Below are 17,250 nucleotides of genomic sequence, written 5' to 3' on the forward strand. Positions count from 1 at the left end.
TGCTTGCGGTATGGAAGATGGCAGAGAAATGCTTGGACGGGTTGCCAGAGTGATCGCTCCCAAGTTATAATTTGGGTAGATTGCTCAGGGGGAGGAACCTTCATTGTTGCCATTGGAACCTACAGATACGGACAAACATACGAATAAACCGATAACCCGCAGGCAACTGCTGGCAGGCTTAAGTGCCGCAGGTGTGTTACTTGCTGCAGGTGCCGGATTTCCGGGTGGAGCCCAGGCGGCCGTTACGGTCCCTGTTGGGAATACGAATACATGGTGGTATAACGTTAAAGATTTTGGCGCTCAGGGAAATGATCGCAGTGATCAGGACGATAGCCCGTTCATTCAGGCAGCCATTAACGCGGCGGCTGTTTCTGGAGGAACGGTCTATTTTCCTGCTGGTCGATATATAATCAAAACGGGGTTGTTTTTGCGTTCCAAGGTTCATCTGCTTGGGGCAGGTGCGGAAGCTTCGGTTCTTAAAGCGGGTCTGGTGAACATACAGATGGTGATGTGTCCCGCTCAGGGTAAACAAGCTTCTATTGAAGGATTGACTTTTGAAGGAATCGGCAATATTACCAGTTCAGTAACTTCTATGGTTGAGCGTGGTATTCATATTCTAGAGGCATCGTTTATTCGTGTTAGCAAATGCTTATTTAAAGGAATAGCTAATGGTGTGCACTTGGCTCGTTCTGAGCATGTCACCATTGAGGATTGTTCGTTCATCTCGCTCGTAGCTGGAGATAGTGCTTATGAGGGATATGGGGTGACGGCAGAAGGTGGAGCGAATCATATCATTCAAGGGAATCATTTTAAAAGTCTGCCTAGGTCCTGCATTCAACTAACGGCAGGCTGCTCCTACACATTGGTTGCGGGCAATGTGATGGAAGCTTGTCTCGAAGCAGCGATTACGGTGTCTTCCAAGCTTTCCGTATGCATGTACAATGTGATAGATGGTAATGCGATCACGGCATTTGGTTTGATCGACAAGCAGATAAGCTGTACCTATGGAATTAGACTCAAGGATGCTTGCAGCTATAATCACATCGTGAACAATTCGATCACACGTGCGACATTCGCAGGTGTTCAACTGGAGGCGGCAGACAACGCTGGGGATGATCGGCCTTATGGAAATGTAATGACGGGTAATAAAATCGACACCAGTGTGCGTGGTATCGTTGTGCTCAATGGTTCTGACAATTCGCTGAAGGCAAACGAGGTGCGTCGGGTCGAGCTAGGTATTCTGATCGATACGATCGGCGAAGGTAATGCTTCTATTGCCAAACAAAATGTGGTTACCGGTAATAGTTTATTTCAATGTTCGACATCAGCTGTGAAGATTGGCTCGAACCGTTGCCAGTCCAATATGGTTCATAGTAATTCAGGATTTGATAATACAGCTGGTCTGACGGACAATGGAATGGAAACAGTAACAGCAGGCTTTTAAAAAAAGAGCGGGTTGTCCTTCAAATAGGGCAATCCGCTCATTTGTTGTTCCATTTTTAAATCAGATAGCGCAAATAAATATACACACTGGATATAACAATCGAAAGAATCATCAATGGAAATCCGATCTTCAGGAAGGCTAGAAAAGTAATCGGGCGTCCTTCCTTGGCTGCCATTCCAGCGACAATCAGATTGGCACTGGCGCCAACCAAGGAGCCGTTTCCTCCCAAGCATGCGCCTAAGGCAAGACTCCACCACAAGCTGTTCAGGTTGGTGACTCCCATCGTACCCATATCCTGAATCAAGGGAATCATGGTTGCCACAAAAGGGATGTTATCGACAAAAGCTGAAGCAATAGCACTGAGCCATAAGATCAGCATCGCGGTCGCTACTTCATTTCCGCCTGTAAGCTGAACGGCCTGCTTGGCGAGGCTTGCAATAACTCCGGTTTCAACGAGTCCAGAGACAATGACGAACAGTCCGATAAAAAAGAAGACGGTGGTCCATTCAACTCGGCTCAAAGATTTCTCCAGGTAATGCTCGCCTGTTAAAAGCAGCAGCAGGAACGCACCCGTTAACGCTACTGTTGCGGATTCCACATGAATAATTTGATGAATAAAAAAACCGCCAATCGTTAGTGCAAGCATACTTAAGCATTTTTTGAGTAAAAGTGGATCCGTGATTTCGCTTTTTTCATCCATAAGCATGATCCCGGCTTTCAAATCCGGAGTCGTTTGTATCTGCTTGCGATAAATAAGTACAAAGATGACTAAGGTAACGATCAATATGAATATTGAGATGAGAGACAAATTATTAATAAATGCCATAAAAGTGAGTTCCTTGACGGCACTCCCGATCATAATATTGGGTGGGTCACCGATCATGGTCATGGTGCCACCGATATTAGAAGTAATAATGATGACAATTAAATAGGGCAAAGGATTTACCTGTAATTGGCGAGTTATACTGAAGGCAATAGGAACCATCAACAGTACAGTGGTCACATTATCCAACAAGGCTGATCCAAAAGCTGTGATCAGAGCCAAATAAATCAGGATGGTTACGGGTTCACCTTTGCCTTTCTTGGCAGCCCATATAGCCAGATATTTAAAAAGACCGGTTTCAGAAGTTATCGATACCATAATCATCATACCAATGAGCAAACCCAATGTGTTGAAGTCAATATGATGTAAAGCCGTTTCCTGACTAACGACCCCCAAGATGATCATCACGATACCACCCAGCATGGCGGCAAGGGTACGATGAATCTTTTCCGAGGTAATAAGCGCGTAACTAATTAAAAAAATGCCAATTGCTAATATTGCCTGATTGTCCATGATGTCCTCCTTGAGATAGTGCGATCCTGACTCCGTGCACCTGCCACAGCCCACTCAGAACTCCAAAAAAGACAAAAAGAAGCCTGCAGTGGCAGGCTCCTCCGGGTCATGCATTATCATATTATAGATCATACTATAGCTTATTATGCAATTGTTGTAAATGGAAATCGGTATACGGATACAAGTCAAGATATAGCTGCTGTACGCAAATCTACCCAATAATGGAGAAACAGACTCATGAAATTTGAACAGGTGTATACAACATATAAGCCCCTTCTTTTATCCATTGCCTACCGAATGCTGGGATCGATAACGGACGCAGAGGATATCGTTCAGGACGTATTTGTATCCTTACAGCAGACAAGCCTGGAGGATGTGCATCATATCAAAGCGTATTTGGCCAAGATCACGACCAATCGCTGCTTGAACTTGTTGAATTCTTCTCGTAAGCAAAGAGAAATTTATATCGGTCCATGGCTTCCGGAACCGGACATCGAGATGAATGAGCGAAGTCCAGAGGACCGAATCGTGCTGGAAGAAACCGTTACTTATGCATTGCTTGTGCTGCTCCAGCAGCTGTCTCCGATGGAGCGGGCTGTGTACGTGCTGAGGGAGGTTCTTGAATTTGAATACAAGGATGTCGCCGAGATGTTGGGTAAAAGCGAAGTAAGCTGTCGCAAGATGATGAGTCGTCTGAAGCCGAAACTTGATCGGGATAAAGCGGCTGCCACTACTCCTCTAAACGGCGAACAGATGCAAGCGTTTGTTCAAGCATTTATCCAGGCTTCAAGAACTGGCAGCTTCGAAGCTTTTATTCATTTGCTGATTGAAGATAGTACGTTGCTTACCGATGGAGGTGGCAAAGTACGGGCGGCGCTTAATCCCATTTATGGAAGAGCTCGGATTCAAGCCTTTTGGGAAGGCATATTCCAGAAGGGAGCTCTTGCAGGTGAATACCGCCTGGTACAGATCAATGGCGAACTTGGGATTGTACTCATTCAACAAGGGCAGCTTAAATGTTTGGTTTGTTTCGAGATGACGGAGGACCTCTCTGCTATTCAAACGATTTACAAGGTATCCAATCCTGATAAGCTTAAGCACTACCGATAGTACTCGGGATATCGGGATACAATCTTTTCACTTTTGGTCACAGAATCTTGCCTTTAGTGGTCTTATTAGTGTAGTTCCAATAAAAGAGATTACCAAAGGAGAGATTTGGATGCAAACCCGATTAAATTATCGTGAGGTCCAACCCCAAGCCCTACAAGCGATGTTGAAAATGGAAAGCTTCATCCAAAGCTGCGGTTTGGATAAAAAGCTGTATGAGCTGATCAAAATCCGAGCCTCACAAATTAACGGATGTGCTTTTTGCCTCAATATGCATACCGCGGATGCACGTTCAATGGGTGAGACGGAGCAGCGTCTTTACTTGCTAAGTGCCTGGCGTGAAGCTCCATTCTATACAGAGGCCGAACAAACCGTTCTGGCATTGACAGAAGCTGTAACGCTTATATCCAAAGAAGGGGTTTCACAGGAATTGTATGAAAAGGTTCGGGAGCATTTTGATGAAACCGAGTTTGTTAATTTGATTATGGCGATCAACACGATCAACAGCTGGAACCGTATAGCAATATCGACGGGTATGTTTCCAACGACTTAAGTACTGCTGCAAGCGTTGGATTGCAGGTTGTTTCTAACAGTTGGACGGGTATTTAAGGAGCCTTTACCGAGTAATTGGGTAGAGGTTCTTTTGTTTTGGAAGAAATATGCAACCTTTTTCCTGAATAAACGTTATAATTAGAAAGTGTTAATTAAAGCCATGAACGAGAGGAGACAGGAATCTTATGAAAACAATCGGAATTGCCAGTATCGCGAGCGTTCTGCTCCTAGGTTCCGTTGCTCCTGCCTCGGCACAATCTTTATATGCCAATCATGTGTACCCAGGCCTACAAGCACAGACTGTGGCTGATAAGGAAGCCGAACTGCTTGAATTAGAGTATGAGGGAAGCGACGAGGCACCTGCAGATACAATAATAAAGCGTGACCGGGCCATCGAGCTGGCCAAACAGTATGTGGCTATCCCAAGTGGCTACATTCTTGAGGGGGTAGGTTATCAAAGCAATTTGTACACAATAAGCAACAGTCGCGGCTCGTGGATCATTTCTTTTTCGAAAAAGGATCAGAAAAGCTATGGGGATATCAGCGTGACGATAGAGTCAGATACCGGAAAGCTGCTCTCCTTTTATATTAATGAAATGGACACTGACAAGAAACTTACGTTCCCGCCCAAGATCGATTTGGAGCATGCCAAGCAAACGGCTCTAGATTACATAACCAAGACCAATCCGCAAGAAATAAACCAGCTTCTATATGATGAGGATTATGAGAAAAGCTTCCGTAAACCGCTTGATGGCAACGTAGAATATCCACTTTGTTATTTGAGAGTCGTGAACGGAGTCGTATTCCCGCAAAATTATGTTGTGATGACTGTAAATGGCGAAGGCAAAATTCTTTCTTACATGCTGCAATGGGACGAGCAGCTTACTTTCCAGGCACCGCGTAACCCGATCTCACTTGGACAAGCTGCTGAGCAATTCAATAAATTGGCAGAGCCTCGTCTCCAATATATCGTTCCTAATACTCCAAACGGATTTGCTGCGCCTGCTGTGGCGTATGAGACGGATGCTTTCTTGCTGGATGCCGAGACAGGGGAAGCACTCCTGCCCTCAGGATTAAAGAAAGAGAAGCAGCCCAAAGCGATTCCGGCTAGCGACAAGCGTATTACGAATGGATTACCTAAGGCGCAGAAACTGACCAAGGAACAGGCTGCAGCGCAAGTATCATCAGTCATCCCCCTTCCGGCCAGTGCGAAGTTGCAAGCAACCGATTATCAAGAAAACACCGATCCGATTACAGGCGTGACTTCTTTTGAATGGGATTTAAGCTGGTCAGTTGCTTCAGATAAGAAATACGATGATTCTTCGATATATGCAACTGTGGACAGCAGTACAGGCGCTGTGCTGCGTTATTCCAGGTATGCATTTAATTATGCGGACTCAAAGGTAACTTCCCAATCAGGCACACCCAGCTATGACGAGCTAAAAATAAAGGCACTGGAGTCGGTCAAACAGCTGCTGCCAGATTATGCTCATGAATTGTATCTGGATCCTCAATATGGCGGGTATACACAAGAAGAACTCCAACAAATGCAAACCTTTGAGTATTATTTCCGACGCAATATCAATGGAGTTGATATCCCCAATGATTCCGTTACGATCAGCTTTGATCGACAAACGGCAGAAATCCAGGAATTCAACAGCAATTTGCTTACTTCGTATTATCCGGCCGAGCCGCCGAAGGTTATATCCGTCCAGAAGGCCAGAGATATTTGGATGTCCCAGTATAAGGTGGAACAGCAATATATCGTTGTGGATAAGGACAAGGAGTATGCTCAGCAGCAAGACCTTACGCTTCCGATGGCACAGATTGAGACTAAGCTTGTGTATAATCTGAAGCCAATTTTTCAATTCCGTGAGCTGACTTATCTGGATGCAGGTACCGGGGAATGGAGAAATAACGAAACCAACCAGATCGTACATCCGCGTATTACCGATCCCGTTGATCTAAAGGGAAATTGGGCAGAAGAAGCTTTAAAACTTATGCTCGATTATGAGGCACTGGATCTGGTGGATGGCAAAGTACAGCCGGATGCATTGATTACGCGTGGTGAATTGGTGCAAATGTTTATTACAACTTTGAATGGCGGTTATTTCCCGGTTGCTTCTGATTATGCCGATCGTTCGGCCAGCTTCTCTGATGTAACCAAGGATTCCAAATATTTTCCTTACGTAGAAAATGCAATTGATTATAATCTGATTGACCGGGCATCCGGCACATTTGATCCAGATGCTGCATTGACTCGATCTGAAGTAGCCGATCTGATTGTCAAGGCACTTGGATATAGTAATCTGTCCAAGGTTAAAGGCTTGTTCACGACCAAGGCAACAGATGTGAATGAGCTGCCCAATCAAGGAGCCATTGCGATCGTGAGCGCCTTGGATATCGTCACGTTGAATGGTGAAACCTTCTCTCCTTATGAGAAAGTAACCCGTGCGCAAGCTGCTACGTTCTTTTACAACTTTTTGAAGGCCCATTCCCAACTGCTGGACACACCACGGTAAGACAATAGGCAATCATTCATTTATAATAACTCAATAAAAAAGCACGTACTCCCAAAAAAAGAGAGTACGTGCTTTTCGGTTTATTTTACAATTAATACAGGTACCTTAGCATTGTGAACAATGTGATGACTTACGCTGCCCAGAAAGAATTCTCTTATAGGTCCCAAGCCGCGGCTGCCGGTAATAATGAGGTCGTGATGCTTCTCTTCGGCATATTGAAGTATGGTTGCAGCAGGTGGACCTTGTAGAAGAACATACTTGACAGAAAGTTCAGCGGGTACGAAGGACTTGGCTTCTTCTATAATCGCTTTCCCCTGCTCAATAATGTAAGTGCTTGCAGTCGCATCCACAAAGTAGGGAGTGCTAGCGACAGAAGGGTAATGGTAAACGTGGATAATATCTAAATGCGGTGCTTGAGAAATACGGGTTTGCTCTTGAACCAAGCTGACTGCTTTTTCGAGTGCTTTTTTAGAGAGATTAGAACCATCAAACGCAACAAGGATTTTAGTAAATAGCACTTTAATCACCCCTTCTGCGAGATTGGCTTACAAGCTTATTATAGCATAACTACAGATCAAATAGTCAGAATATTCGTACTGTAATGATATGTATTATTTGAGAAATAATCAGCTTAACTTGAGAAATTCACCCAATTACAAGGCTTTAAAATGAACGACCGCGCTGTATAGCATCTTATTATGAAGCGGGTTGAAGACGATGTTATGGCTGATGGAATGGACGCCTAATAACAAGGCTTTATTATTATCAATCTGCTCAGCAATTTTTCTTTCTAGCGTTTTGAGATCGTAAGCTTCAAAAAACTCGATCTTGTTTTCCATTTTATCCAGCATAAAGCTCATTTGGTTTCGCTCCTCTGTGTTGGTCATCATTCTATCTATAGTCTAAGTAAAGATTGACGCTCTGCAATCGGTCTGCAGGTTTTACATACGCCAACCACCTTCTCATGTCCGGAATAAAACGCGAGCTCCTTCGGATTTACCTTGCGTTTGCAGTAGGAGCAGCTTTGCTGCTGGCTTGAAGGTTTTCCGGATGAATCCGTTTGTCTCTGCTTTCGGGAGGAATTTTTGGCGTGTACAGCGAATGGATTCTGATTTTTACGCTGCCGCTTCATGACAACCAGGATGATGCCGGTGATGACAATCAGTACAACGATACACAATGAAAGGGAGGTCATCTTATCAAAAGTCATATTGGGGTGGCTCCTTTTGTATACTTTCATCAGAATAACATAGAGTCAGTTTAATTTGTACTTGAAAATAGCTTTCGAAGATAGATCAATCGCCATCAAGCAGCTAATCTAAGAAATGTCTCATTCAGAACGTGTAGGGACACAAATTGAAAAACCTAAAGTGAACAATTCACTTTAGGTTTTTTCTAATCTTCAAAAAGAAGTAAGGGCTTATTTTCTTTTATTGTTAAGTATACACTGACGCAGATCATTTAATAATTCGTCTAGTTCATGCTGTAGTTGATGAAGCTCACGATAATAGCGTCCTTGGACAGCAGCTAGTTCCGATGATGAGAGTTTAGTGAACCTGTTGTAATCAGCCAAACAGCTGTTAGAAGGATGTATCTCTATTTCCTCTAATACAATGTTCATAGTATGACCTCACTTTTATTTGAATGTAACTTTAGAGTAGCATCCAATTGTAAAATATTAACTGGCTTTTTGTTAAAAGTTTGTAGAGGGCATAATAATCACATTCAGCAATCGGCTTGAGCATAATATGAACCAGTTAATGAAATCGTTTACAAATTTATAAAGTGGTATCCATATTCCACAAAACTAGCGCCACGGTTAGCAAACCGAGTATTCCTACACTCCAGGTTTGGCTGAAGCTTAATGAGAAATTTATTGAAAAAATGGCGAACCATAATCCGGTAAGTAACGTGAACCAGTTTTCCAAAACATTAAATTTTGATTTCTTAAGAGCCAACAGGGAAGCGCAAAGCTGAAGCGTTCCTAAACAAACACTAGTCCACACAACTACAGAAAGGTTAGATAGGCCAAGAACCCATGGGGAGATAACAAACCAAAAGCCGAATAAGGCAGTTAATGAATTTCTTGTTCTCATCGTACACCTCCAATAAATTTAATGCGACCATATTGGGGCACATTATATTTATATGCAAGTGCTTACATCTTTGATAATACCGCTCAATTAATATTTTCGAAAAATATATGAATAAACAACGTAGATGGGTTACATCCCTTTAGTTGAAGCCCAATCTTTAGAGCCATTTATTTCATATTATGATTATGTTCCATATCCTAATGATTTCCATTGAAAGGGGGAGCTAACATTGAGTGAAATAGCTGGACATCGCGGTTTTACTTCCACAGGTGCTATTCTTGTACTGTTTATACTTTTAGTTATTATTAGCACTACCTTTTTGTATTAATCGATAATTTTAGGCGTAGTGTGAACAGCAATAAATTTCGACAACAAAAATTTAGGACCCTTCGCAGGGTCCTAAACAATGGGAGAGGAGAAACCGGATGAAGAGCTTATGGGGAACGTAAGTCTTCTCCGCGGTTGTCTACGACATTTCGGATGCCGATAATCCAAGTATTCACAGCTAAAGAAACAAATATACATAAAGTAACAAAATTTTGTGCAAAAGTTTCCGTTTATGGTACGATAGGATCACTATTGAGCAGAAGGTGGATTTACATGAGAGTAATTTCAGGCATTGCAAAGGGTAGACAGTTGAAATCTGTGCCCGGTACAGGAACGCGTCCAACGACCGATAAGGTCAAGGAGGCGATTTTTAGCATGATCGGTCCTTATTTTGAAGGGGGACAGGTGCTCGATTTATTCGCAGGGACGGGCGGTTTAAGCATTGAGGCGCTCAGCCGAGGAATGGATCATGCAGTCCTCACGGATATAGATAAAAAGAGTATCGACATTATAAAACAAAATTTGCAAGCAACTGGGTTTATAGAGCAGGCAGGTATTTACTGTACCGACGCGCGACGCGCGTTGAAGGCTCTAGTTAAGCGTGAGGCCAAATTTGATCTTGTATTTGTGGATCCGCCTTATCGTATTAAGCTCGCACAAGAGCTGCTTGAACAGCTGGATCAGCACAATTTGTTGAATCCATTAGCTACGATCGTTGTGGAGCATGATATTGAGGATACATATCAGCATGCAATCGGACGTTTACAATGGGTTCGGCGCGCTGAGTATGGCGACACGGCGGTAACCATTTATAAAAATGACGCGGATGCGGTTAAGTAATGTTCTATTTCAGAAGGAGGTCATCACATAATGAGTATTGAACATTTTGGAGTCAAGATTGCGGTTTATCCAGGCAGCTTTGATCCGGTGACGAACGGTCATTTGGATATTATTCGTCGTTCTGCCAAGGTTTTTGATAAGCTGGTGGTTGCCGTACTGAACAATTCGAGTAAAAATCCATTATTTACGGTAGAAGAGCGTGTAGAGCTGCTGAGAAAGGTCACCAGTGATGTACCGAATGTGGAGATTGACAGCTTTCGTGACCTTCTTGTTAATTATATGAAGAAAAAAAATGCACATCTCATCGTACGCGGTTTGCGTGCGGTGTCTGATTTTGAATATGAGCTTCAAATGGCATCAACGAACCAGAAGCTGGACGAAAATATTGAAACTTTTTTTATGACATCTACGCCCAAATATTCCTATCTGAGCTCCAGTATTGTTAAGGAAATCGCGCGTTTTCATGGTCCTGTGGTCGATTTGGTGCCGGATGTGGTCGATAAAGCTATGCGTGCCAAGTTCGTAAACGCGATGAGCTAAGGCTACTACCTCTTGCTGTTCGGAGCGCTCCGCCCCAAGGATTGCACAACGAATGCGATAATGACAGATAGCAGTAACAGCAGCAGCAATACGATACCGAGCCACAGCATGATCGGACTCATAAGCATCCATACATCAAAGGCTTGACTGCCATTAGTCAAACGTGCACCAGTCTGACCGGAATGGACCGCTTGCGTCAGTATTGGATGGGAGAGAAATACAGGGGATGCAATTCCGGCTAACCATTGATTAAGCGGATTCCAGAACACAGCTGTCAAAATAAAAGAAATAGCGGCATGAAGTAATCGAGAGCGCAAAAACATCGGGTAACGAATATCTGTCGATAGGGTAAAGCTTTTTACCTGTGCATGTGCAGATAATCCTCCCCAGCCAAGTAAGGCACTCAGGATGGCGTACTGCCAATTGCCAGCCAACAAGTTGTTCTGGCCCATCGCAAATGCACCTAAATGGATTTCAAGTATACCGGACAGCAAGGCATTTAATAGCAAGGTTGCCTCATGTAAAGGAATCCAATCTCTTTTTGCAAGTACCATTGCTGCATATTCGGTGATCGAGCTGAGGGCAATTACCTGTGCAAGTACGGAGAATATGATCATAACTCCGCCGATGACCATTAATTGCTGGATACTGTGAGTTACTGAATCACCGAGCAGCTTGCCAAAAGTTCGTCCATCGTTGGCATGGGCGGCTCTTAATGCGGTTATACTTTTACGTACCGTGCTGTGTGTAGAATGCGCAGCTTGGTAAGAGAGACGACTCGTGGCAATGGCTGGCTCCTCCTCAGCCACGCTTGTCTGTTTCAATCGCTCTAGAAGTCCCATAATCAGCACAGCACCATAATGGAGCAGGGCCAGCGCCATGCCTAATTTGGCATTGTTCATAAAACCGACACCAATGACGGTTACAAGTACCATCGGGCTTGCTACGTGGCTTAAGGAGAGCAGTCGCTCAGCTTCACCTCTTGTTACCAGCTTATTGCGTCTTAATTCTCCTATAGCGATCGCTGCAGAGGGAGCGCCAGCAGTGAGTCCTATAGAGAGAGGCCATCCACCTGCACCTGGCAGGCGAAACAGGTAACGAAGAAGCGGCTCAAGCAAAGTGCCAAGTGCATGCAAAAAGCCCAAACCACGGAGGATCTCCGTTATAATTAGAAAAGGTAGCAATGCTGGGAATACTAGCTTCCACCAAATGGATAAGCCCTGTAGGGAAGCTTGAAATATACGGTCAGGAAACACGATCATACAAAAAACCAATAGCATTGCCAGACATCCCAGCAAGAGAGTTGTCAAGCGTTTCGCGGTAAACATCAGCCTCACTCCGGAACACAGGATGGTACATGTTTACGCATTTTTCGTATGGTTTAGACCAAGCAGGTCAAACCTGATGAGATGTATGCGAGCTGACGATTCGAGTAAGCACACTCGGCCCAGGGGGAATCAATTATGCAAGACATTAGACAAAGTAAACGTATTTCTAGAATTGTTGTTTCTGTATTTATTGCCATTGTCATTGTATATGTTGTGTACTTAATGCCGCTGCCGCTGTTTATTTTCTCAGCCGGTACTGCCGAGGTCATTCACCCTATGGTTCAAGCCAAAGAGACGGGCGATCCGGATAAGGGAGTTTTTATGCTTACAACAGTACGAGTATCGGATGCGACTATATTCAGTTATTTGATGACGTTCGTTCGGCCTTATGATGAGCTGCGGATGAAGACGGAGCTGCTGCGCAAGGATGAGACCGAACAGGAGTATTCGCAGCGGCAGGAGGTCAACATGCTGTCCTCGCAGTCTAGTGCTCTGCAAGCTGCTTACCATAAGCTAGGTATTCCTTATAAAATTATGAATGATGGCGTAGTTGTTGTGCAGGTTTTCAAAAATTATCCAGCTAACGAGGTGCTTCAGGCTGGAGATTACATTGTGAAGGTGGATGACACGCCTATTGAACAAAGTCAGGAGCTGCAAAAGCTGCTGCAAAGCAAAAAGGCCGGTGACACTGTTGCGGTTTCTTACAAAAGGAAGCAAGTAACGAGAGTAGCCCAGATCAAGCTCGAGGCACTTCCAGCCGATGATGGAGCTTCTGCCGCCAAGCCAGAGGAAAGACGTGCAGGGCTTGGTATTGTACCAGCAACTGTGCAAACCATCAAAACAGATGATGAGTCCAAGCAGGTCACAATAAAAGCTGGGGAAATCGGCGGGCCTTCGGCGGGATTTATGTTCTCAATGGAAATTATTAATCGTCTGCTGCCTGAGGATATCACGAAGGGGTATACCATTGCGGGTACAGGAACCATCAACGAAAAGGGGGCAGTAGGTGTGATCGGAGGCATTCAGCATAAAATTATTGCAGCCGATAAAGCGGGTGCTGATATCTTTTTTGCTCCCAAAGATGAAGTATCGGCAGCAACGGGAAATATTCCGAATTATTCGGATGCGGTTAAGCGGGCTGAGGAAATTCATTCACATATGAAGGTTATTCCTGTCGCTACACTAGACGATGCGATGAATTATTTAAGCACCTTGCCACCCAAAACAGCTGCATCCCAGCCGGCCAAAGCCAGCTAGGACCATAGATTCACTTATTCCGATTGACTTAATTGTACGGGCGGCTCATAATAGTCGCGAAACAGATCATGTTTGGTTGCAGCATCAAAACCAAGTGCATATACGGAGGTAGCTTGTACATCCATTTGTAAAAACGGATAGGCTTCTGAAGAAGCCGCATTCACATTCGTAATTATGGGTACCTTAGAGACATGCTTCATTCGTTTAAGCAGGTGCCTGCCTGCAGGGCTGAAGCCCAGCACGCGTAAGTAAGGTACACCTTGGCGAAGCACTGCGGGTGAAAGCTGTGCTTTTGTCTGATTCAGCAATATACGCAGCAGCATTCGCTGCAGCTTGGTTCGCGTATATCTTTTGGTTTTGAGCAGTCCGATAAGCTGCTCGACGATACGACCTGATCCTCCAGATAAGGATAGTTGGGGAAGAACATGTTTGATGCGATGCTCCAGTCCCTCAGTTACTTCGTGAAGCTCTGCAAGCTGGTGGGTGCTATGATGCAGCAGTTGGAGAAGAAGCGGCTTTGCATAGTGTTCCCATTCGATAGGTGCCCGACCAACTGCCGTTTCACGCTGCAGCACCTTCATGGTACCTGATGGGACGAAGGGAACAAGCTCTTCAAGCGTACCTCGTTCAAACAGTATGCGACGAAGGGCTGTTGCACTTGCTATGGATTGATCTGTAATTTCAGTTTGATTGTAACCGGATTTTTGCCTTGTAATAGTCAAAGGCTTAATGCTGCTGTTCAAGCGCTGAAGGGCGATCAAATAATGCAATCCGAGTGTGTTGTTGGGCTTCGCCAGCTCGGACGGGTCCACTCCAGGGAGATGACGGGCAATGGCTCTGCTGTAAGCGGCTGGGTAGGGAAGGCCAGTTTTTAATTCATCCTGAAGTGCCCTCTGAAATGCTTCTGGCTCATCACACATTGCATCGGCGACAGCCTGCAGCCATTGAAGTTCGCCGCTCTCACTGCCGAAGCATAGGCTATCGACGATTCCAGTTGCATGTAGAGCAGACATGGCTCCGTAAGCGAACCATTCGGCAGGCTGCGTAGAATAAGCTATCGGAAGCTCCAGGACGAGATCTACGCCCATTCGAAGTGCCATTTCGGCCCTTGCCCATTTGCCAACCATCGCAGGTTCGCCGCGCTGCAGAAATTGACCGCTCATAACAGCGATTGTACCATCAGCACCGGAGACTCTTTTGGATTCAAGAAAGTGATATTCGTGTCCGTTATGTAAGGGATTGTACTCGACAATAAGACCTGTTGTTTTCATGTGAACGACTCCTTTAGAATTATTTTACTATAACACGTCCTGAAAATGTTGACAAAATGCAGGTATTATCGATATAATAATCTTTGTTTGTTTGGGGTGATTATTGTGTTCATTCGTTTAAAAGAGTTGGCGCAGAAAGCCGACGCGGTACATTTTGATGAAACTGTTGATCTGTCCGATGCTTTGAAGGAAAGCAATGATATACTCGATGCGAGTCCGCTCCATGTTAGCCTCAAAGCGCTGCATCAAGATGAGGTTGCTGAAGTGACGGGACAATTGAGTATTGACGTGGAACAGCCTTGCTCCCGCTGCTTGAATCCGGTAAAGCAAAAGCTGGTAATTCCTTTTCATGAAACGTTCGCCCGAGCTGCAGATGAATCGGAGTCTGAAGACGAGGATGAGGAAACTCATTACGTTAAGGACGACAAGATAGAATTGCTGCCCTATTTGATCGAAAATGTAATGATGGCTTTACCGTATGTCCCTTTATGCGATGAAGAATGCCTTGGCTTGTGTCCTGTTTGTGGAGTGGATCGTAATGTACAGGCTTGCAACTGCAACCGGACTAGTATCGACCCCAGACTTGCCGGACTGGCTGATTTTTTCAAAGAATAAAGTGAATTGTAACAACTTAGGTTGATTTCGTTGAAGGAGGTGGGGAATATGGCAGTACCACAAAGAAGAACGTCCAAAACTCGTCGCGATAAGCGCCGTACTCACTTTAAATTAGTAGTACCAGGCATGGTTAAATGTGACAGTTGTGGTGAATTGAAATTGTCTCACCGCGTTTGCAAAGTTTGCGGTTCGTACAAGAGCAGAGAAGTTATCAAGCAATAGTTCTCTAATCACAATGAAAAGATAGTACTTCATCCTTTGGTGAAGTGCTATTTTTTTGCTCTTCCCTTTTCGTAAACAATCCATTATACTATCTCTTATTACTTGGTCATAAGATCTAATGAGTATGAATGGTGTACATATCAAGCTAGGAAATCGTGGAAATTCAGATCATAGATAAAGGCGGTGTTTGGTATCGAACGCCTTCCTAAACGTCAGCGTCAGCAGCAGTTGACCGGAGCAATTGAGGACAATCCTTTTATTACGGACGAAGAGCTAATGCGAGTTTTTCAGGTCAGTATCCAAACTATTCGCTTGGATCGTTTGGAGCTTGGCATTCCGGAGCTGCGAGAGCGTATCAAGCTCATGGCGGAGCTTTCCTATGACCAGGTTCGGTCATTGCCGCTGCATGAGGTCATCGGTGATGTGATTGATTTGCAGCTCGACAAAAGCGGCATTTCGATGTTTGAAATTAAGGACGAGCATGTTTTTTCGAGAACGAAGATTGCCCGTGGGCATCATATTTTTTCTCAAGCCAATTCATTGGCAGTTGCCTTGATTAATGATCAGATCGCATTGACGGCTGCAGCGGATATTCGATTTGTGCGGCCTGTTAAGCTGGAGGAAAAGTGCATAGCCAAAGCTTATGTACGTTCAATCACCAAAGGTAAGGCCAAAGTTGAAGTGTTTACTTACGTTGGTGATGAAATCGTGTTTCAAGGTAATTTTATTATTTACCATTCAACAAAGGATCGTTCAGAGGGAGGGGAGCCTGGTGCGGATAGCGATTGATGCAATGGGTGGAGACCATGCCCCCGATGTAGTGGTGGCCGGGGCTTTGGAAGCGGTACGGGAATGGAAGGATACGACGGTCATCTTGATCGGAGACAAGGCCCGGATTGAACCGCTTGTTCGTCAGGCTGGCGATCAACCAAGCAATTTGGAAATTGTTCATGCCTCTGAAGTGATCGAAGCCGATGACGAGCCTGTCAAGGCTGTTCGACGGAAGAAAGACGCTTCCATGGTTATAGCAGGTCGAATGGTGCAGGAGCGCACAGCGGATGCTATGATCTCGGCAGGTAATACAGGAGCATTGATGACTACAGGTTTATTGATAGTAGGTCGAATTGAAGGGATTGATCGTCCGGCCCTGACCTTGACGATTCCTTCTATGGATGGCAAAGGCATGGTAGCTCTCGATATGGGAGCTAATATGGACGCATCTCCTGAGCAACTGGTTCAATATGCAATTATGGGTAGTATATACAGAAAAAAAGTGCATGGTGTTGTAAGTCCAAGAGTAGGTTTATTGAATGTAGGTACGGAAGCACTCAAAGGTAATGAACTGACAAAGGCTGCGTATCCATTGCTTAAGGAAGCGCCTATTCATTTTGTTGGGAATGTGGAATCGCGTGATTTGCTATCAGGTCCTTGTGATGTACTCGTATGTGATGGCTTTGCCGGCAACATTATGTTGAAATCACTTGAAGGTGCGGCGGCAACGATTTTTACAGCCTTGAGAACCGAGTTCACCCGAAATTTGCTGACCAAGCTGGCAGCGGCTGTTTTAAAGCCGGGTTTAACGAAATTCAGGCGTCAGCTCGATTATACCGAGTATGGTGCTGCCCCGTTGCTTGGAATTAATGGGATGGTATTGAAAAGTCATGGCTCATCGAACGCTACGGCGATCAAAAATGCGATTCGTCAGGCTCGTATTTCGATCCAGAGCGATGTGCTTGCAACTATAAAATCGGAAATAAATAACGGAAATAAGTAAACGGAAGAGAGTTGTTACT

General features: G+C 44.6%; 19 protein-coding genes. 12 read left to right on the forward strand and 7 right to left on the reverse strand.

Annotated features, from left to right (window positions below; translation table 11 throughout):
- Positions 1–103 precede the first annotated feature (103 nt).
- Complete coding sequence (locus OB236_RS24325; protein ID WP_262686291.1) at positions 104–1,444, forward strand: glycosyl hydrolase family 28-related protein; 1,341 nt, start codon at positions 104–106, stop codon at positions 1,442–1,444.
- A 55-nt stretch (positions 1,445–1,499) separates the two neighbouring features.
- Here the strand turns inward: OB236_RS24325 and OB236_RS24330 are convergent, their stop codons facing one another.
- Positions 1,500–2,780, reverse strand: a complete 1,281-nt coding sequence (locus OB236_RS24330) for an ArsB/NhaD family transporter (RefSeq protein WP_262686292.1) — start codon at positions 2,778–2,780, stop codon at positions 1,500–1,502.
- Between the two features lie 237 nt (positions 2,781–3,017).
- On the opposite strand from OB236_RS24330, the gene OB236_RS24335 reads away from it, so the two are divergent.
- The 3 genes from OB236_RS24335 to OB236_RS24345 all read left to right on the forward strand — a co-directional run bounded on the left by OB236_RS24335 (position 3,018) and on the right by OB236_RS24345 (position 6,961).
- Positions 3,018–3,890: an RNA polymerase sigma-70 factor gene (locus tag OB236_RS24335; protein WP_262686294.1), complete on the forward strand. Its 873-nt coding sequence runs from the start codon at positions 3,018–3,020 to the stop codon at positions 3,888–3,890.
- Positions 3,891–3,999: 109 nt separating this feature from the next.
- On the forward strand, positions 4,000–4,440 hold the full coding sequence (locus OB236_RS24340; protein ID WP_262686295.1) for a carboxymuconolactone decarboxylase family protein: 441 nt from the start codon (positions 4,000–4,002) through the stop codon (positions 4,438–4,440).
- 184 nt (positions 4,441–4,624) lie between these two features.
- Positions 4,625–6,961, forward strand: coding sequence for an S-layer homology domain-containing protein (locus OB236_RS24345; RefSeq protein WP_262686296.1), 2,337 nt, complete (start codon positions 4,625–4,627; stop codon positions 6,959–6,961).
- 80 nt (positions 6,962–7,041) lie between these two features.
- Here OB236_RS24345 and OB236_RS24350 read toward each other — a convergent pair whose 3' ends face one another.
- From OB236_RS24350 to OB236_RS24365, 4 genes are all read right to left on the reverse strand, one after another.
- Positions 7,042–7,479 carry a universal stress protein gene (locus OB236_RS24350; RefSeq protein ID WP_076232634.1) on the reverse strand — a complete coding sequence of 146 codons (438 nt, stop codon included), beginning with the start codon at positions 7,477–7,479 and terminating at the stop codon, positions 7,042–7,044.
- A gap of 135 nt (positions 7,480–7,614) precedes the next feature.
- Entirely contained in the window at positions 7,615–7,821 is a 207-nt protein-coding gene (locus tag OB236_RS24355) for a DUF2536 family protein (protein WP_076232636.1), read from the reverse strand.
- 35 nt (positions 7,822–7,856) lie between these two features.
- Positions 7,857–8,171: a hypothetical protein gene (locus OB236_RS24360; RefSeq protein WP_262686297.1), complete on the reverse strand. Its 315-nt coding sequence runs from the start codon at positions 8,169–8,171 to the stop codon at positions 7,857–7,859.
- Between the two features lie 568 nt (positions 8,172–8,739).
- Positions 8,740–9,057 (reverse strand): SPW repeat domain-containing protein, encoded by a 318-nt coding sequence (locus OB236_RS24365; RefSeq protein WP_262686298.1) that lies wholly within the window; start codon positions 9,055–9,057, stop codon positions 8,740–8,742.
- A gap of 229 nt (positions 9,058–9,286) precedes the next feature.
- Between OB236_RS24365 and OB236_RS24370 the strand changes: the two genes are divergently transcribed.
- The 3 genes from OB236_RS24370 to coaD all read left to right on the forward strand — a co-directional run bounded on the left by OB236_RS24370 (position 9,287) and on the right by coaD (position 10,764).
- A complete protein-coding gene (locus OB236_RS24370; protein WP_256711359.1) occupies positions 9,287–9,385 on the forward strand; it encodes a YjcZ family sporulation protein in 99 nt (32 codons plus the stop codon).
- A gap of 272 nt (positions 9,386–9,657) precedes the next feature.
- Positions 9,658–10,224: a 16S rRNA (guanine(966)-N(2))-methyltransferase RsmD gene (gene rsmD, locus OB236_RS24375; protein ID WP_262686299.1), complete on the forward strand. Its 567-nt coding sequence runs from the start codon at positions 9,658–9,660 to the stop codon at positions 10,222–10,224.
- Between the two features lie 30 nt (positions 10,225–10,254).
- Entirely contained in the window at positions 10,255–10,764 is a 510-nt protein-coding gene (gene coaD, locus OB236_RS24380) for a pantetheine-phosphate adenylyltransferase (protein WP_076232647.1), read from the forward strand.
- A 5-nt stretch (positions 10,765–10,769) separates the two neighbouring features.
- Here the strand turns inward: coaD and OB236_RS24385 are convergent, their stop codons facing one another.
- On the reverse strand, positions 10,770–12,092 hold the full coding sequence (locus OB236_RS24385) for a nucleoside recognition domain-containing protein (RefSeq protein WP_262686300.1): 1,323 nt from the start codon (positions 12,090–12,092) through the stop codon (positions 10,770–10,772).
- Positions 12,093–12,227: 135 nt separating this feature from the next.
- Between OB236_RS24385 and OB236_RS24390 the strand changes: the two genes are divergently transcribed.
- On the forward strand, positions 12,228–13,349 hold the full coding sequence (locus tag OB236_RS24390; protein ID WP_262686301.1) for a SepM family pheromone-processing serine protease: 1,122 nt from the start codon (positions 12,228–12,230) through the stop codon (positions 13,347–13,349).
- A 14-nt stretch (positions 13,350–13,363) separates the two neighbouring features.
- On the opposite strand, the gene OB236_RS24395 is transcribed toward OB236_RS24390, so the two are convergent.
- On the reverse strand, positions 13,364–14,620 hold the full coding sequence (locus tag OB236_RS24395) for a nucleotidyltransferase (RefSeq protein ID WP_262686302.1): 1,257 nt from the start codon (positions 14,618–14,620) through the stop codon (positions 13,364–13,366).
- A gap of 105 nt (positions 14,621–14,725) precedes the next feature.
- Between OB236_RS24395 and OB236_RS24400 the strand changes: the two genes are divergently transcribed.
- The 4 genes from OB236_RS24400 to plsX all read left to right on the forward strand — a co-directional run bounded on the left by OB236_RS24400 (position 14,726) and on the right by plsX (position 17,231).
- Entirely contained in the window at positions 14,726–15,235 is a 510-nt protein-coding gene (locus tag OB236_RS24400) for a YceD family protein (protein ID WP_262686303.1), read from the forward strand.
- 48 nt (positions 15,236–15,283) lie between these two features.
- Positions 15,284–15,457 carry a 50S ribosomal protein L32 gene (rpmF, locus tag OB236_RS24405; protein ID WP_076232660.1) on the forward strand — a complete coding sequence of 58 codons (174 nt, stop codon included), beginning with the start codon at positions 15,284–15,286 and terminating at the stop codon, positions 15,455–15,457.
- 183 nt (positions 15,458–15,640) lie between these two features.
- Positions 15,641–16,246, forward strand: coding sequence for a transcription factor FapR (gene fapR / locus OB236_RS24410; RefSeq protein WP_144026495.1), 606 nt, complete (start codon positions 15,641–15,643; stop codon positions 16,244–16,246).
- A complete protein-coding gene (plsX, locus tag OB236_RS24415) occupies positions 16,230–17,231 on the forward strand; it encodes a phosphate acyltransferase PlsX (protein WP_240417505.1) in 1,002 nt (333 codons plus the stop codon). Before fapR ends, plsX begins: the two co-directional genes overlap by 17 nt.
- The last annotated feature ends 19 nt before the right edge of the window (positions 17,232–17,250 follow it).

It is taken from the genome of Paenibacillus baimaensis (genome assembly GCF_025567575.1).

What these genes read in the sequence shown, in the direction of transcription:
- OB236_RS24330 (WP_262686292.1), bottom strand. Translation starts at nt 2,780, where the DNA reads ATGGACAATCAGGCAATATTAGCAATTGGCATTTTTTTAATTAGTTAC.
- OB236_RS24335 (WP_262686294.1), top strand. Translation starts at nt 3,018, where the DNA reads ATGAAATTTGAACAGGTGTATACAACATATAAGCCCCTTCTTTTATCC.
- OB236_RS24340 (WP_262686295.1), top strand. Translation starts at nt 4,000, where the DNA reads ATGCAAACCCGATTAAATTATCGTGAGGTCCAACCCCAAGCCCTACAA.
- OB236_RS24345 (WP_262686296.1), top strand. Translation starts at nt 4,625, where the DNA reads ATGAAAACAATCGGAATTGCCAGTATCGCGAGCGTTCTGCTCCTAGGT.
- OB236_RS24355 (WP_076232636.1), bottom strand. Translation starts at nt 7,821, where the DNA reads ATGAGCTTTATGCTGGATAAAATGGAAAACAAGATCGAGTTTTTTGAA.
- OB236_RS24360 (WP_262686297.1), bottom strand. Translation starts at nt 8,171, where the DNA reads ATGACTTTTGATAAGATGACCTCCCTTTCATTGTGTATCGTTGTACTG.
- OB236_RS24365 (WP_262686298.1), bottom strand. Translation starts at nt 9,057, where the DNA reads ATGAGAACAAGAAATTCATTAACTGCCTTATTCGGCTTTTGGTTTGTT.
- rsmD (WP_262686299.1), top strand. Translation starts at nt 9,658, where the DNA reads ATGAGAGTAATTTCAGGCATTGCAAAGGGTAGACAGTTGAAATCTGTG.
- coaD (WP_076232647.1), top strand. Translation starts at nt 10,255, where the DNA reads ATGAGTATTGAACATTTTGGAGTCAAGATTGCGGTTTATCCAGGCAGC.
- OB236_RS24385 (WP_262686300.1), bottom strand. Translation starts at nt 12,092, where the DNA reads ATGTTTACCGCGAAACGCTTGACAACTCTCTTGCTGGGATGTCTGGCA.
- OB236_RS24390 (WP_262686301.1), top strand. Translation starts at nt 12,228, where the DNA reads ATGCAAGACATTAGACAAAGTAAACGTATTTCTAGAATTGTTGTTTCT.
- OB236_RS24395 (WP_262686302.1), bottom strand. Translation starts at nt 14,620, where the DNA reads ATGAAAACAACAGGTCTTATTGTCGAGTACAATCCCTTACATAACGGA.
- rpmF (WP_076232660.1), top strand. Translation starts at nt 15,284, where the DNA reads ATGGCAGTACCACAAAGAAGAACGTCCAAAACTCGTCGCGATAAGCGC.